The sequence below is a fragment of the Actinoplanes campanulatus genome (assembly GCF_014647795.1).
GTDB classification, from domain to species: Bacteria; Actinomycetota; Actinomycetes; order Mycobacteriales; family Micromonosporaceae; genus Actinoplanes; species Actinoplanes campanulatus.
On sequence record NZ_BMPW01000019.1, the window covers coordinates 27123 to 43614 of the forward strand.

General features: G+C 65.9%; 10 protein-coding genes. 7 read left to right on the forward strand and 3 right to left on the reverse strand.

Going from position 1 to position 16492, the window contains the following annotated elements:
- Nucleotides 1-31: 31 nt before the first annotated feature.
- Genes IEZ13_RS31645 through IEZ13_RS31655 form a run of 3 tightly spaced genes read left to right on the forward strand, consistent with a single transcriptional unit; the run spans nt 32 to nt 7300 of the window.
- Complete coding sequence (locus tag IEZ13_RS31645) at nt 32-1273, forward strand: restriction endonuclease-related protein (protein WP_203833980.1); 1242 nt, start codon at nt 32-34, stop codon at nt 1271-1273.
- Nucleotides 1270-4536 carry a DEAD/DEAH box helicase family protein gene (locus IEZ13_RS31650; protein WP_203833979.1) on the forward strand — a complete coding sequence of 1089 codons (3267 nt, stop codon included), beginning with the start codon at nt 1270-1272 and terminating at the stop codon, nt 4534-4536. The genes IEZ13_RS31645 and IEZ13_RS31650 overlap by 4 nt, the downstream gene beginning before the upstream one ends.
- 34 nt (nt 4537-4570) lie before the next feature.
- Nucleotides 4571-7300 (forward strand): RNaseH domain-containing protein, encoded by a 2730-nt coding sequence (locus IEZ13_RS31655; RefSeq protein ID WP_203833978.1) that lies wholly within the window; start codon nt 4571-4573, stop codon nt 7298-7300.
- Nucleotides 7301-8347: 1047 nt separating this feature from the next.
- On the opposite strand, the gene IEZ13_RS48000 is transcribed toward IEZ13_RS31655, so the two are convergent.
- On the reverse strand, nt 8348-8647 hold the full coding sequence (locus tag IEZ13_RS48000; protein WP_373293055.1) for a helix-turn-helix transcriptional regulator: 300 nt from the start codon (nt 8645-8647) through the stop codon (nt 8348-8350).
- A 261-nt stretch (nt 8648-8908) separates the two neighbouring features.
- Here IEZ13_RS48000 and IEZ13_RS31660 point away from each other — a divergent pair, with 261 nt between their 5' ends.
- Nucleotides 8909-11380, forward strand: coding sequence for a phage/plasmid primase, P4 family (locus IEZ13_RS31660; protein ID WP_183223070.1), 2472 nt, complete (start codon nt 8909-8911; stop codon nt 11378-11380).
- A gap of 251 nt (nt 11381-11631) precedes the next feature.
- Here IEZ13_RS31660 and IEZ13_RS31665 read toward each other — a convergent pair whose 3' ends face one another.
- A complete protein-coding gene (locus IEZ13_RS31665; protein ID WP_183223071.1) occupies nt 11632-12486 on the reverse strand; it encodes a helix-turn-helix transcriptional regulator in 855 nt (284 codons plus the stop codon).
- A 795-nt stretch (nt 12487-13281) separates the two neighbouring features.
- On the opposite strand from IEZ13_RS31665, the gene IEZ13_RS31670 reads away from it, so the two are divergent.
- Nucleotides 13282-13686: a helix-turn-helix domain-containing protein gene (locus IEZ13_RS31670; protein ID WP_183223072.1), complete on the forward strand. Its 405-nt coding sequence runs from the start codon at nt 13282-13284 to the stop codon at nt 13684-13686.
- A 115-nt stretch (nt 13687-13801) separates the two neighbouring features.
- Here the strand turns inward: IEZ13_RS31670 and IEZ13_RS31675 are convergent, their stop codons facing one another.
- Nucleotides 13802-14497: a hypothetical protein gene (locus IEZ13_RS31675; protein ID WP_183223073.1), complete on the reverse strand. Its 696-nt coding sequence runs from the start codon at nt 14495-14497 to the stop codon at nt 13802-13804.
- A 490-nt stretch (nt 14498-14987) separates the two neighbouring features.
- Between IEZ13_RS31675 and IEZ13_RS31680 the strand changes: the two genes are divergently transcribed.
- Both IEZ13_RS31680 and IEZ13_RS31685 read left to right on the forward strand, forming a co-directional pair.
- The gene (locus IEZ13_RS31680) at nt 14988-15806 is read left to right on the forward strand and encodes a L,D-transpeptidase (RefSeq protein ID WP_189285761.1); all 819 of its coding nucleotides are present in this window, start codon (nt 14988-14990) and stop codon (nt 15804-15806) included.
- A 32-nt stretch (nt 15807-15838) separates the two neighbouring features.
- Nucleotides 15839-16492 (forward strand): hypothetical protein, encoded by a 654-nt coding sequence (locus tag IEZ13_RS31685; RefSeq protein WP_183223075.1) that lies wholly within the window; start codon nt 15839-15841, stop codon nt 16490-16492.

The following is a 16492-nucleotide window of genomic DNA, read 5'->3' on the forward strand; positions in this document are numbered from 1 at the left end:
GGACCCGAATATGTCAGACCCCCGCTCTACTGTGCTGGCCGTGACTGAATCCACGAGCGTCATCCACGACGCCACGTTGCGTTTCAAGGTCCTCACCGCTGCCGCAATGGCTGCCCGCGCGCTCACCGACACCGAAAGGCCGCCGGACGAGCGGCTGCGGACCCTGATGGAAGCCCACGGCAGAGTCCAAGCGGCCCGCGGCCCCGCCGACCCGGTCACCTTCTCCGACTTCCGCGACCGGCTCGCCAGCGGACTCGAGACGCTCCTGCCCGCCGACGTCGACGCCGAGGAGATGCAGGGCGTCCGCCTGATCACCGCCGAGGGGACCTTCGACGACGACCTGCTCGACCTGCAAGACGAGCAACGGCTGGTCATGAAGTCGCTCGCCAAGGCATCCCGCGGGCGGGCGCCCCTCGTCGGCGAATGGCTCGACGACGACATGGACCAAGAACGCGCCTACATGGCTCTGAAGAAAAGCATGGATCAAGGCCGCTACGTCGCCGGCCGCCGCGCCTACATCGAACACCCCGCTGGCGACGAGAAAACGCTGCGCAAGCTCGGCCTGTCCAGCGCCGCCGCCGGCTTCTACGCCCCGATCTCCCATACGGCGATCTACGACCGATGGTGGTTCGGCTGCCCGATCTGCCGCTGGCCCATGAAAATCATGATGAAGTCCGTACGCGGCCGCAAGACCGGCCACGTCCGCTGCTTCCACGCGCCACACGCCGGCAGGGGAGCCACCTACCACTTCAAGATCCCCAAACCCGGTGCCGCGCCCACATTGCAGCCGACCGGATCGCCCCCGATCCGGCCCAGCGGAAACGCCTCAGTGCTGTTCACCGACACATCGAAAGGCGTCCCGGCAGCCTGTCTCGCCGAAGGTCACAAGGCTCTGATCCGTGGAGTCTGGAGGTGGACGACCATTCCCGGCCGTGTCGAAGTCGACCTTTTCAACGCCCTCAGCGTCCGTGGTCTCAACCCGGTTATGTGGCCGGACCTCGACGCCTACGACCTTGAGGTGACCATCGGAACCGGAGCAAGCCGAACCGTCTTCCGTATCGACGTCAAGGACTACACCAGCCCGCTGTTGCTCGCCCAAAAGATCCAAGCCGACGGCGGCGACGCCGGAGGCGCGAACTGGCTGGTCGTACCCGACTACCGCGACAACTCACTGCCGCTGCTGCGTACCGTCTGCGAACCCTACGGCCTGCACGTGGCCACCGCAGGACAGATCGGCCAGACCATCTGCACCGCCGCCGGGGTGACCTGGTGACGACCACACGACTGCGGCTCTCCGACGGAACCATCCTGGCCGCCCTGGCGCTGGCCGCCCACTACTTCCCGACCCCGACACCCGACGACCAGACCGCGGCCGGCTTCACGCACGCCTCCTTCTTTCTCGGCGGCCACTACACCGCCTGGAGCACCTGGCCCGACCTGCCGCACACCGAGAAACAGCGCATCGCCGCAGTGCTCGCCGCAGCCCCAGAGGAACTCGCCACCGCAGCCGTCTTCACCCGCCGGGCCCGCAACCTCCTGAAAGACCCCGGCGACCACCCTTTCCGGCTCGCCGGCAACGACCCCGACAAGGCCGACGCCGCTATCGGCATGCTCGGAGGCGACCCCCTCGGCTACGTCGACCGGCTCCTTGATCGGCTACGCCGCGACCATCGCCGACGTCGCCCTCAAGACGTCGCTCAACCCGGCCAGTACCTGACCAAGACCCACTACGCATCAGGGCACGGACTCGTCCAAGGCCGCACGACCATTCCGCTGGCCGCCGCCCCGGCACCACCAGCGGAACACCCGCACGTCAACACGGTGCCCCGCACCGAGCACATCCGCATCGACACCGACGCGCTGCTCAAGATCGCCGCTGACATCGACACCCGCTATCCGCAAGGCGACGCCTACCTGCACCGCGTTCTGCACGGCTTGCTGAAACAGGTCAACACCAAGGACTCCATCTCGGTATCCGAGGCGATCCGCCTCATGTCCGGTCCGATGGAGATCTTCAACGCGCCCACCGGCACCGGAAAGAGCGTCTTCGTCCGGGTCGCCGCGTCCTGGTTCGCCCTCAACAAGATGCGCGTCGCCCTAGTCATGCCCAACGTCGACGCCACCCTCTCGACAGCCTGGGACATCATCGGCGACCTGCAGCACCTGGCAGAAATCTACAAACTCGACGACGCGCCGACCTGCACACCGCTGATGTCGCCCAACGGCCTGTTCGACCGGGCCATCAAAGCCGTCGCCCGCATCGAAGGAACCCTTCTCGAGCAACCCCCGAAGACTCTCTGGCGCCTCGACCAGCTGTCCTACGGATGCGCACTCGATCATCTCACCGAGGTCGCGCATCCCATTCCTCGTGGCCGAGAGACCTGCCGCTCACTCACCCCACTACCGCCGGCCAAAGGCCCGGCACGCGCCTGCCCGTGGATGCCGTCAGCCTGCGACAAATACACCCAGCCCCGGCAGGCCTGCACCGCCGCGGTCGTGGTCACCAACCACCACAACTTCATGGTCGGCCGCTTCCACCTCGACGTCACCCTCGACGGCACCCCCACCGCAGACCTCAGCATCGCCGAGTTCCTGCTGCGCGGATTCCACACCGTCATGATCGACGAAGTCGACCAGTTCCAATCCACCGCGCTCGACATGTGCGCCAGCGAACTCGTCCTCGATACCCGCCGCAACACCAACCCGCCCCCGCTGCGTGCCCTCGACGCCGACGCCGCCCGGCTGCCGATCGAGTCACAAAAAGACCTGTGCCCCACGATCAGCCACGTCCGCTATCTCGCCGAGTTCCTCCTCAGCAGCATCTGCTCCAACGAGATCAACCTTCGCTACTACCAGGGCCAGAACCCGGCCACCGACAGAGCGAACACGTCCACCGGCTGGCACTTGGCCCACGGACGCGACCGCAGACTCATCATGCTGCTGTTCCCCGACGCCAACATCACCGACGAACGCGACGTGCCCGCGGAATTGTTCACCACCCTCAACACCCTGTGGCCCGCCCACCCGGGCGCCGACGACGACGGGCCCCACGACAACGCACCGCCACTACCCTCAGCGCTCGTCCCCGTCAGGACCGCGCTCGCCCGCTTGCTCGCGCCCCGCGGCGAAGACCTTCTCACCCAGGTGAAAATCGAGCTCGGTGACATCCTGCAACCCGTCATCGCCGACGCCCACGACCGCAGTGAGGCGATCGAGCTCCTGATCGTGCGCGCCTGGCTCCACGAACTCGACAACGCCCTCGGCTCCCTGCGCAACAAAGCCGCCCAGCTGCGCTCCGTCGGGCTGCAATCCGCACGCCAAGTCGCCGAACGCCTCGAATCGAGCATCGGCGGGACCATCCTGCCGCACGGCATGCTCGGCAAAGCGATCGTCGGCTACCGCGTCACCGGCCTCGACGACGCCAACAAGAACGCCGAACTCACCGTCCAATACATCACCGGCGACCCGCACACCTACACCGCCCAACTCGGCAGCATCGTCGCGCTCGCCCTGGCCGGCACCGAACGACCCGTCATCGGCCTGTCCGCCACCGCCTACTTCCCCCAGGCAGTCCGCGAACACATCCACAGCACCGTGAAATGGTGGATGACCGACGCCGAACCCGACACCATCCGCGCCCGACGCCAGCTGATCACCGACGCCGTCACCAACCAGGCGATCACCATCTCCGGCCTGCCCCAAGCCCACAAACGCCGTGCCCTGATCGCGCTCGGCGAACAGCTCTACGACAACGAGATCCACGACGAACTCGCCCGCATCACCGCCCGCGACCCCGACCGGGCCCGCGCCGCTGTCGTCGTCAACTCCTACGAACACTGCCGATACATCGCCATGGGCATCCACGGCGCCGGCAAATACACCGGCGGCCTCTGCGTGGCCTCACCACCGGACGCCGACCGCCGCGACAAACTCCCCGCACTACCGCCCGGAGTCACCGAACTGACCCCGGAAGAGTTCGAGGCCTTCCCCCAGCGCGGAACGATCCTGGTCGTGCCCATGGCCCGGATCGCCCGCGGTCTCAACATCGTCGTCGGCACCAAGTCGGCCATCACCCCGGTCTACCTGTGCACCCGGCCGCTGGCGCTGATGACCGACCCACCCGAGATGTACGCCAGCATCAACGCTGCCGGCATCAACACCATCAACGCCGCACAAGATCCTCTGCCCGTCCTGCACGCCGCCCGCCAAGCAGCCTGGGAACGCCTCGGCATGATCATGCGATCAGCCCCAGGATTCGTCGCTGCCGCACCGGAACTGCAAGAAGAGATCGTCGCCGGCATGGTCATCGACATGATCCAACTCGCCGGCCGCGCCCGCCGCGGCGGCACCAACATGACCCTGCACCTGGTCGATCACGCCTTCCACGAGGACTCCTGGCAAGCAGACCTCGGCAACATCCTGCGCCGCATGCACGCCAAGTGGCACCCCGCCCAACGCCGCCAGATGAACGCCATCTACCGCGAAGCCCTCGGTGCCTTCATGGCGTACGCGGGCATCGACACCACCCGCGACTGACCCCGACCACCGTCCGGCAAGGAGAACAACCCCCGTGGCAGCAGCCAAGACCCTCACCCGACTGGACGTCCTCGCCTACCGGTGCACCCCCGCACTACTCGACGGCGCAGCCGTACACCTGCGCGAATTCGAGCCGGGCGTCCGATCGATGTGGAAGATCCTCGAACGCACCTACCTCGAGCGCACCAAGCACACCGACCAGGCACAAGCGCCCTACTCCGTCATCACCAACGCCCTGCGCTGCCTCACCGGCGGCTATGCCTACTTCGACCCCAAGAAGCTGTTCCTCGTCACCGGCGAACCGATCGACGACGACCTGCTGCAGGACACCTTCACCCTGTTCTGCGGCCTGACCGCCGGCGAGCACATCGACAACATCGACCTCACCAACCCCGCCGCCCTCGCCCGACGCATCGCCGAGACACCACAAGAAACAAGAACGCTGGCTGACTACCTCACCAGAACCGACGCTGACCAACCCGACGCACCGCCATGGGTCTACAAGTCCGCCACCTGGCTGCTATCCCGCCGGCTGACCGAAACCCCGTGGACCGTCGACGGCCACGACATCACACTGCACCCCGACAGCGACGGCGGGTTCATCGCCTGGGACCACCCCTGGCCCAACAAGTCCCGAACCGCGTTCGCCTTCGCGCGCGGCCGCATGGTGATGAAGACCCATCCGAACATCAAGGACCCCCTCATCCTGCTATCGGCCTCCGCCACCCGACTGAAGAAGAACATGGCCTTCGCCCGAACCGTACTGGCCGCCCAAGCCGAGCCGGGCCGCCCGATCGTCGAGGTCGAAATGGCCGGCCGCGGCCGCATCCGATCGATCAGCCGCATGTCCCTGGAGGTACTCGCCCGACTCGGCATGGATCAATCGATCCTGCACGCCATCCAGCAACGAGTCGACGACGAGCGCGCAGAACTCGAAGCCGCCACCGCGCAGAAACGCAAGCCGCGCCCTCTCGACACCGAACCGGGCAACCTCCGCCCCATCCAGAGCAAGAACTACAAGTTCTCCGTCGGCCGTGGCGTCGGCATGCACTTCCTCCGCGAGCTCGACCGAAAGTTCCGTGAGGTATTCGGAGACACCGCACAGCAACCCGGCATCTACGTCGACCTCAACGCCTTCAAGAAGCGCAAGATCAAAGAAGAAGGGCTGCTACCCAAGCCCGTCGACGTCGAACGCTCCCTCATCTCCATGGGTATGAGCCATCTGCGTCTGGTCTGTCTCTGGTACCGAGACGAGAACAGAGTGCGCATGATCCGCGGGTTGGCCGATGCCTACGGCCTACCCCTCGACGCCCTCGACCCCATCGAGGGCGTACCTATCGCCCTGCACGGCTCCACCATCAGCACGGTTTTCCACCAAGTACCCCAGTTCCTGGAACACGGTCCCGCATCCGGATCCGCCGCCGACATCGCTCACATCGCGGCGCTCAAACCCGAACCGGGTGTCCTCGTCGGCGTCTGGGCCGAAACCGCCTACGCCAGCCACGACGACGAAATCGACGAAGACGCCGAAGCCACCCCGACCTCCACCGCCGCTCAGCAACTCCCCGAAGACCACGACGCGAAACACCGCAGCCGACGAACGCTTGCCGAGCGCGACATCGTCTCCCAATTCATCAAGGAGAGCACCAGCGACAGCGGCACCGACCACCCCGCGCAGCTGGCACAACTCGACCTCTACCGAAGCCTCGGCATCATCGACGACCGCATCGACGACGTCATGATCGACACCATCGCGCCCGGCCTCACCGCCTCCGACGTCGTCCACTGCGGCATCCACGTACGGCGCCAGAGTAAACGCAAGGGCGAACGGTCACCACGAATCTGTATCACCGCAACAGCCCTGAAACCGCCGACAGCACCAGGCCGTTCATGGACGCTGCTCGGATGGAGCTACACCGACCGCAAGTGGAAGCCCTACCACCAAGCCCAAGCCCAATTCCATGCCCAGGACTATCCGACTGGCAGGCTCACCGAGGAACTCGTCGACACCGACCAAGGCGGTAAGGCCGTCGCCAAACTGATCGACGACGCGCTCGGCAAACTCGTCGCCGAAATCGACTACATGCCCTACACCGTCACCGTCGACGGCTTCGCCACCCGCCGGCTCTGGGACGGCCTGCACAACAACAAACAAGGCATGACCGGAAGGGCCGGCACTACATGGCTGCCCGGGCACACTCTGCCGCTCAAAGAACGCCCCATCGCGGTCATCCGCGTCAACAAGAACGCCGCAGAACTCCCCATCCCCATCCGCACCACCAAGATCGCAGCCGATGGTGAGATCACCAAGGGTAACGACACCTCGAATGCGCTATGCCGCATCGACGTCGACTTCGCAGACCCGGTCTGGCTCCTCACCACGGTTCCCCTGCAATACGACGGCGCCGGAGCCGGCCGCCTCGGCGCCACAAAAACTCGCTGGACAGCCGACTTCGGCTCCAACGTCAAGGGCGAACTACGCAAAAACGAAGCCAAAGCCAACTGGTACGCCATGAACACCACCGAGATCTACGTCATCCCCTCAACACCAGACGTCGACACCTCCGCACTGGCGCGCATGACCGCCCGCCTATGTACCCAGTCGCTCGGCTGGACCAGGCGAACCCGCTACCCGGTCCACCTTCACGCCGCGAACCAGATGGATCTCGACCACCCCCAGTTCCGCAGATCCGCGCTCGGCGAAGACCCCGAAGCCGAAACACTCGGCGAAGCTCCGGTGACCGACGACTTGTCCGAGGACTGATCCGGGAGAAGCGGGGCAGGTACCTGGGGCAGCGCCCTCCCAGCGCTTCCCACCGCTGGGTCCTCACCGGTGTCAGCGCAGTGCCCTCAGACCGTGGTCGTCATCGCCGGGGTCCTCCAGGCACCGCGCTGGGCGCTCGATGGCTACATCGGCGCCGCAGCACCCGCCCTGCAGCTGCGGCTGGCACCGCAAGCGGACGTGGCGGCAGCCGCGGATGCTGAGTCACCGATCACGCAACCGCCTCCGGCCGGCCCGCGGCCGGAGGCCGGTGTTCTCGCATGCCGAACGTGGTGATCATCCGATCCTTTTGCCCTTCGTCCACCGGAATGGCGTAAAGCCGGCCCCGAGTCGCCCCGCCCCCGTGTGGCCCCAAACCGTTTCTCGACGGTTGCTCACAAAATGGTGTTGGGTACGGCTCATCGGTTCGGTGATACGGTAGATTTGAGCTGGCTGGCAGAGCGTTCCGACGTTTAGTCGGATGGGAAAAGTTGCGCATTGGGCAAGTGAGAATGAACTTGAAACCCGGCAGGTTATAGGTTCGAGTCCTATTCGGGGAGCCATCTACCAGGGCAAACACCCTGGGATGGGGATGAAGATGATCTTCGTTCCCCGTTTTACTCCTTGTTTATCTGGATCACGTTCAGGCCCCGTTGAGCAGCAAGAACGTGCTCATGCGGCTCCGGGTGTGACTTGCGCCACTTGGCGGCGATGGTCCCTGGATGCCAGCCTTCTCGTGCCCGGCGTCGGTTGCCCAGGTGCGACCCATCCAGTCTGTTCGGACGACGTCCGAGGCGTCAGACCTCTGCCAGCGTCTGGTCGCGTAGGGCAGTGTCGCAGACAATCGCAGACGGCAAAGATGAGGTGCCCGGCCCCTCGCCGTGCATCCTCTCGATCTCGTGACTCCTGGCGCGATGGAACCAATGACGCGCCAGGTGCCGTCCGGTAGTTCCGTCGCTGCGCCAGGAATCGATCTTCCGGCCGAGGCGGGCCGCGAACCTCTACATGCTGCGTGCAGCCTTTGCTCAGCCAGCGGCTCCGGTCTTTTGGTCAGTCATTCAGCTCTGACTCCCTTTCCATCTCCCGAACGAACTCCTCGACAGCAGATAGCCGAAAGCGCAGAGTCTTGCCCATGCGGAAGCCCTTGGGTCCGGTTCCCTGTGTTCGCCATTTCCTAAGTGTTCCAGGGGTGGTCTTCAGCAGTCCGACGACCTCATCGAATGTGAGGAGTTCGTCCGCGAGGTGCTTTTTGTTCTGAGCCGGCATCGCATCTCCGGAGGGTTGCTCTACTGTTCGGTCCGATTCGTTGGTGGTGCGAGTGTGTCTGTGTTGCCCATCGTGCGGTGTCATACGAGCGCCTGGATAGTTGTCTCCGGTTGTCCCGCGTGAGATTGCCACCAAGCCTTCGAGGCTGGGACAACGACAGACACCCACAGACAACCGCAGACCACTTCCAATGAGGACTACGGATCGGCAAGGCTCAAGGTCGCGCAAGGACGAACAGAGTGCGGCGCGTGACAGCTCGGGTCCCGAAAGCCCATAAAGGCTATTTGTCTCAAGGGATCGGGCTGGAGCTTTGCATTCTGTTCCCGATATCGCGATGGGGAACGGGTGAATCGACAACCAGATACGCAGACCGCCGCGCTTGCCTGGCACGATGCCGGCTGCGCAGTCATTCCGATTAGAGCCGACGGCAGCAAGGCACCTCTCGTGCCCTGGCGCCGTTACCAGAACGAAGGCGCTAGCCGCGAGGAGGTCCAAGCCTGGTTCGCCGGCAGTCCGCCAGGCATAGCCGTGCTGTGCGGTGCTGTTTCCGGCAACCTGGAGATGTTGGAGCTGGAAGGCCGGGCTGTCACCGAAGGATTGGCGCGTCAGCTGGTCGTGCTGATGGAGGCAGCCGGGCTCAGCGAGCTCTGGCGGCGGATCGCGGTCGACGGCTATGCGGAACGGACGCCATCAGGCGGAGTGCATTTGCTCTACCGCGTCGACGGTGGACCGGTCGGTAGGAACCTCAAGCTGGCCCGGCGGGCCGCTACAGAGGGCGAACTCGCTGTCGATCCGGCCGACAAGATCAAGACCTTGGCCGAGACGCGCGGCGAGGGTGGTTACACGATCGTTGCGCCGTCGCATGGGATGGTCCATGAGAGCCGGCGGCCATGGGTCGCGGTCGGTGACGCGGCGCCTGGCCGCATTCCTACTTTGATGATGGCCGAGCGTGATGCGCTGCTCGCGGTGGTGCGGTCGCTGGATGCTATGCCGCCTCCTGCGCCGGTCCCGTCGCCTAGGCCGAAGCCGTCGGACCGCTCTGGGCTGGCTCCTGGTGATGACTTCGAGAGCCGTACTGACTGGACGGCTATCTTGGAGCCGGCGGGGTGGACGTTGGTATCGCAGCTCGGTCGAACGCGGTACTGGCGGCGGCCGGGGAAAGCCGTGGGGATTTCGGCGACGACCGGGCGCGCGGATGATCGCGACCGCTTGTGGGTCTTCTCCAGCAGCACGGTCTTCGATGTCGAGCGTCCGATCACCAAGTTTCGGGCTTACGCGGTGCTGCACCACGGCGGTGATCACAGCGCTGCGGCGCGGGCGCTGCGTGCGGGCGGCTTCGGTGGTTCCCGGCCAGTGGGGCTGGCCGGGCCCGCGGCGAGCGCAGACGGTGCGGCACAGAGCGCTGGCAGTGTTGGTCGCGCCGTCCAGGTTGTTGCGGAGGCGGTGCCGCATGTGGCGGCTTGGGGGCCGACGGAGGATGGATTGGCTCGGGCTCTGGTCGCTCATCATGGGCACGAGTTGCGGTATTGCCCGCAGCGCGGGATGTGGCTTCGCTGGGTGGGGCATCGCTGGGCATGGGATGACGAGGAGTGGCATCGGGAGCTGGTGCGAGCGCTGGCCCGAGAGCTGCCGTCGGTAGGGCCATGGCGCCGGTTCCGGGCTCAGGCGCTGTCGGCGGGCGGGGTGTCGGGGGTGATCCGGCTGGCCCGGTCGGATCCGGGGATCACCGTGGGGATCGATCGGCTGGACGCGCGCCCATACGAGTTGAACACGCCAGGTGGGGTAGTGGATCTGCGTACCGCTGCGCTCACCCCCTCTGATCCGGCCCTGCTGCACACCAGGAGCACGGTTGCAGCTCCGGACTTCGATCGGCGTTCCGAAGCGTTTGATCGGTTCCTCGAGGACACCTTCGCCGAGGACACGGCGTTGGCCGGCTATGTGCAGCGGCTGGTGGGTGTCTCTGCGATCGGTGTGGTGCTGGAGCAACTGCTGCCGTTCGCGGTGGGACCGGGGGCGAATGGCAAGAGCACGCTGCTGGAGGCGGGAATGCATGCGCTGGGCCGGGGTGAAGGTGGGTACGCGTCTGCGGCTTCGGCGGAGATGCTGATGGTGCGCAAGCACGCCGAGCATCCGGCGGAGCTGGCGCAACTCGCGGGCACCCGGCTGGTGGTGTGTACGGAGCTTGATGAGGGTCAGCGTTTCGCGGAGGCTCGTGTCAAACAGCTGACCGGCCGGGATTCGATCAACGCACGGTTCATGCGCCGGGACTTCTTCACGTTCTTGCCGAGTCACACGCTGTGGCTGCTGGCCAACCATCTGCCTGCAGCGCGGGCTGGTGGGCCGGCGTTCTGGCGCCGGATCCGGGTACTTCCGTTCGTCAATATCGTGCCGCCCGATCGGCAGATCAAGAAGTTGGGTGAGATCCTCGCGCAGGACGCACCGGCGGTGCTGGCCTGGATCGTGGCGGGAGCAGCGGCCTATCACGCGGACGGGTTGCAGGAACCGGCGTCGGTGTCCGCGGCAACCGCCGCCTACGCGCGTGACCAGGACACGGTAGGGCGTTTCGTGGAGGAGATGTGCCGCCACGGCGAGGCCGCGGAGACGCTGCGGGTGCCGACGACAGTGCTGCGTGACGCCTACGAGCAGTGGTGCGAGCAGGCCGGTGAGCGAGCGGTCTCGGCGAAACGGCTGACGCAGGAGCTGCGTCGATTCCGGGTAGCGGACGCGCGGGGTGGCAAAGGGCGCCGCTTCTATGAGGGGATCGCGCTGCTGGTTTTCGAAGACGGGCAGCAGGCCATGCTGGGGCGTGCGTCGTGAGCGGCGGGGTGACAGGTGACAGGTGTGCCGGGATTTCCCGGTTGACGGCCTTACGCGCGCGTGCGCGCGTTGCGTGTGACGCGCGCACGGAGTCGAAGAGCCGGATTCTGGTGCCTCATCTGTCACCTGTCACCCGTGGGGTGTGTCGGTGGCAGGACGGGTGGGCTGTTGCGCCTGGGGTTCGGGTCGCCCTTCGCCGGTGACTTGGCGGGGACGACCAAAGCGGCGTCGATGGTGGGTGCCTGTGACGGTTAGGTGGGGTGGTCGTCGGCGGGGATGAGCAGCATAAATCGGGTGCCGGGTGCACGCATCGGTTCGAGCCCGACGATGTCGACCCGGGTCACCTTGCGATGGTGCGGCAGGTAGAGGCAGCGCTGGTCGCCGTCAGGATGAAGGTAGGTCAGCGGTTGATCCCAGATTTTTCGTGCTTCGCTATTGGTGTCGAGGATTTCAGTGAGAACTTGCTCGAGCCGTTTGTTGTCCGGGAAGCGGGCGCGAGCGGCGCGCATTTGGCCGAGCATTTTCGGCGCCCAATCCGTTCGCCACTGGTGCAGTTGGGTGCGGGCTTCGGGATAGGTGAAGACCCACCGCATCACGTTGGTCTCATGGCCGTCGACCCAGGGGAACCACTGACGAGCGATGTCGTTGTAGGCGACGACATCCCACGCTGGATCGGTGATGTAGGCGGGCCAGGGCTGGGCGGCGAGGACGTGCTTGAACGTGGGAGCGGAGCTGACGGCGGAGGGCAGTCGTGGCGAGGTGGGTTCGTGGCCGGTGGAGAACCAGAACAGCAGCCGTCGTTCGTCGGGTGTCATCCGCAAGGTGTAGGCGACGCGGTCCAGGAAGTCGCCGGAGTAGTTCTTCGGTTCGCCGCGTTCCAAGCTGCTGTACCAGGCGGTGCTGTAGCCGACCAGGGTGGCGACGAGTTCTTGGCTTACGGTCCGGCGTCGTGGCCGGCGAGCTGAGTGGGCGCTGAGGCCCGGGATGTCGTCGATGTTGAGTCGTAGCCGGCAGGAGCGAACTAGCGCAGCCAGTTCTTCGTTCGCGCTGGGAGTGGGCCCGCCGGTCCCCCGTGGACCTGGTGTCATCTTGACCTCGCGGTGCATGCTGCGTCGGCTCAAAGGTGAAGGTGGCTGTTGTTAGGCGCGTTAACTTAGCAGTGTCGATCATGAGGGGGGTGGTCAATTGTGTTGCGGAACGATCCGGGGATGGCTCGCCTGTGTGTTCGCTGTGTATTGCGGATCCGCAACGGTGCACGCAGTGTGATTGACAATTCACCAACTGCCAGTTTCGGAATTCTCAATGGCTGGCTTCGGCGCCCGGCGCCGTGCAGGATATTGGCTTGATCTTGACGCGGGGGATGCGCTGCTGCTGTTCGTGCTGGTCAGCGACGGGTTGTACTCGGCTTGTCCCACTGCTCGCTCCGGGAGGCGAGGGATGTGGCAGGCCAGGATGTCGACGCGACCAGGCCACGTTGGGCGACGCATCGACGGGTGTGGGTGCGCCTCAAGGGGGCGTTCCGGACCAGTGACTCAGTGTCATGGTCGTCGGTCGATGGCTCGACGCAATCGGCGAATGTGATCTCTGCTACAGCTGCGGGTGAGGTTCTCGGCACCTACCGTGGTCTCGGCACACAGAGGACGGAAGATCCCCCGCCGTCACGCCTGCTGTGACCCCTCGTCGAGTCGAGCCGGCGCGTGGCTCCACCTGGACCGGTGTTCCGCCGGCCGCGAGCCGCTATCAGGGGGTTTAGCGGCTGGGATGGTTCGACCTGGCGTGGAGAGCGCTCTTCAACCTGGGAGAAGCGGTTCGATAACTGGGGCACGACGGAAAGGAGGTTGTGTACGCACGGTCGCGGCAATGCGGTTGATTGACCACTAACGACCATGGGGGATGCCGTGGTGACCATGCTCATGGCCGATTCTGCCGAATCGGCCCATCCGGAAAGGTACACAGAGTCTGCCGACGACCCGAGACGGGTCGTGCCAGCGGGGGGAGACAAATCAGCGATGCAGGTATCCCGAAGCGAGGAGAACAGCGCGCTCTCCGGGCTCAGCTTCGGGCGCCGCCTGCGGCGGCTGCGCATGCGGCAGGGTTGGACGCAATTGGTTCTCGCGCAACGGATGCGAGACATCGCCGTAGATCACGGCGGTACCGCCGAGCTGATCTCTCTCAAGGCGATGATCAGCAAGTGGGAGAACGGGCACAAAGAGCCTGACGAGTTCAACAGGCGGCTGCTCGCCGCAGCACTAGGTGCCACCGTTGCTGATCTCGGTCTGGCGGAGGATCCCGACTTCCTCTGGTGAGCTGTCTGCCTTCGGTCCATCAACAGCCATAGGCGCCTCAACGGCGCGAGTCCCCCCGCTATCCGACGCGCGGGCTTTCCCCACCCGCGCACGACATGATCGAGGCGGCGCCGGTCTATCCGGCGTCGCCTTCTTCACGAGTTCCCAGCACGACGCCGAGTGCCCACGCCACTGTCGCCGCATAGCGGTGCAGTGTCTCGGGAAACGCCTCAGCGATTCCCTGCGGCTGGTCTGCACCTGCCCTGACAGCGGACGGATCGTCGTACGCCTGGGCGTTGTGGCCCCACAGTTGGTGCGAGATCACCTGGCGCAGTGCCTCGTGGGCGCTCCGAACCGCATCATTCTGCTCCGCCAGCCGCGGATCTTCGGCTGGGGAGGGAAACCGGACCTGCGGTACGAAATGATCCAATGCGCAGATCAGATCGGACGGCCTGATCTGTTCCGAGCCCGGCAGCGGCAGAGGTCGACCGGCGACGGCGGCAACAGCGACCTGCGTTGCGTAAGCAGCGTAGGAGGCGGCTGCCCGCGCTAACGCGACCAAGGTTTGCGCATGGAAGTTGTCAGCGACCGCTTCCAGATCGGCGATGACCTGCGCCTGAGGTAAGGGTCTCGCCGATGGTGCCTGCGGATCGGCTGGATCGTCCGCTGCCCGCATCTCCCGGGCGGTGGTGTATTGCACCGCAATGGTGAACGCCTGATTGACGGCTATCGCGGCCAGATTGCAGGCCCTGCCGTACTCATTCAGAGCCTGCCGAACCGGCTCCGGAAGTCTGGTGTCGCGCTGCAACAGGTCGTGCGTAATCGCACTCATGTCCTCGTCCCCCGGGGTACTCACAGTCGCGTCTGTGTTCGACGCCAACACCACGTGTCGGCCGCTTCTCGACCGATGCCCGTGCCACTTCAGATCACGTCCGTTGTCTTCGCGGGACAACCCCAGACAACCGGAGACATCTATCGATCGCGCCGCCGGTGGCCGAGGGTCGAGACGTGATCAAAGTTCAACGAACTCTAAACGAGGCCACCGGAAGGGGCCAGACGTCGCCCCCGGCACCCGATGTGCCAAATTTCGAACACCAGCCCGGCGGGCGCGTCGACGCCCGTGTTCGGCGCTTGCCGCCACCGGCCCGACGCCAGGTGTGCCGAATTCGGCTCGTCGTGGCGTGCCGCCGGGCCGAGCGGCAAGCCTACGGCGCCGACGAGGCGCGACGGGCATGAAACCCGCAATTGCTTCCGGACGGCTCGAGCCGCCGGTTCGGTCTCTGCGGGCCCATCCGCTGACCCACGTCCTGCGCCACCGCCTGGTGCCGCAGAACCGATGGTCACGAACCGTGGTGTGCGCTGCCTCCGGGCTCGCACTCATCACACCCCTGCTACTGCGCCGCGGTATCAGCGACCGCCTCACTGGCAGCGACCCGTATCACAGGACGCCTTCGGCGGCGCCGCTGTCGATACTGTCGACGGCTGAGATCGGCGACTTCGCGGCACTGCCAGAGGTGACGCCGTCGCAGCGGCTCGACACCGCGCCACGTGATCTCGCCGCCGACGGCACGGCGGGGGTCATCGCCCACAACCGGCAGCCGGTACACGTCTACGCGGCCCCGGCCACTGCCGCAATCGCCTGGCTCGCGCCCCAGCACAACGGCATCGACACCTGGCTGCCCGTCATCGCCCAGCAACCCGGCTGGGTGCAGGTCCTGCTGCCCTCACACCCCGGCAACGCCAGCGGCTGGATCCGCACCGCCGAACTCGATCTCACGGTGACTCCGTACGAACTGCGCCTGCACCGGAGGTCCCACAGGCTCCAACTGTTCACCAACGGGAATCTGGCCCGCAGCTGGAAAGCCTGGCCAGGCACCGCAGAGATACCGACACCAGCCGGACGCACCTTCGTTCTGGCCGGCACACCGCACAGCGCGCCGGCCAGGGTTCTCGCCCTCGGCATGCACGGTCCGACCCCGTCGGCCTGCACCGGCTCCGTCGGCACCGTAGCCATCCATTCCTCGGTAGTGCAGGCCGACGCCCGCGCTCCAGACTGCCGGACCTGCATTCGCGTACCGCCCGAGGCCATGGACGCACTGACCCGTCTTCCGCTCGGCTCACTCGTGCGCGTCTACCGCTGACCCCGCCACCTTCACGAGAAGGAAGTCACTCGATGACTGTGTCCCCGTACGCCCTGCTCGCGGCCACCGCCCTGACCGGCGGCGGCGCCCTGCTGGCCACCGTCCCCCCTTCACCGGCGCCCTACGACGCCGCCTTCGTCGCCTTCGCCTACGGCGATCAGCCACTGTCTGCCGGGCCGAACGCCTACAGTTCCTCCAGCCGAACCAGCGAGAACACCGGCGGCGCGCGATCGGCCGACGGCCGGCTGGAAGTCGGATGGGGCCACGCCATCGCAGGCGAAGGGCACGCCGACGCTGTCGCCACCGACATCACCGTGCTCGGCGGAGCCATCCGCGCAGCCGCCGTCATCGCCCACTGCCGTCAGGGCGCCGTGACATCGCGAGCTGTCGACGTCACCGGTGATGTGAACGGCACGGCAACCGTCGCCTACGACGTGCGCACCAAGAACCAGGATGGTTCGACCACTGTGGTCGGCATGCAAATCCGGGTTCACTCCGGAGACGGCACCGTCATCAACATCGCCTCGGCAACCTGCGCACCACAGCAGGACCGGCCACCACCGACGGCCCCCGACCTGACCGACCACACCGCCGGCTGGCCAGGGTTCCCCGGACGGATCTCGAACACCCGACCCCACCAGATTGGCGTCGTCACCCAGGCCGGCATCCTGTCGGCCGGAAGCTGA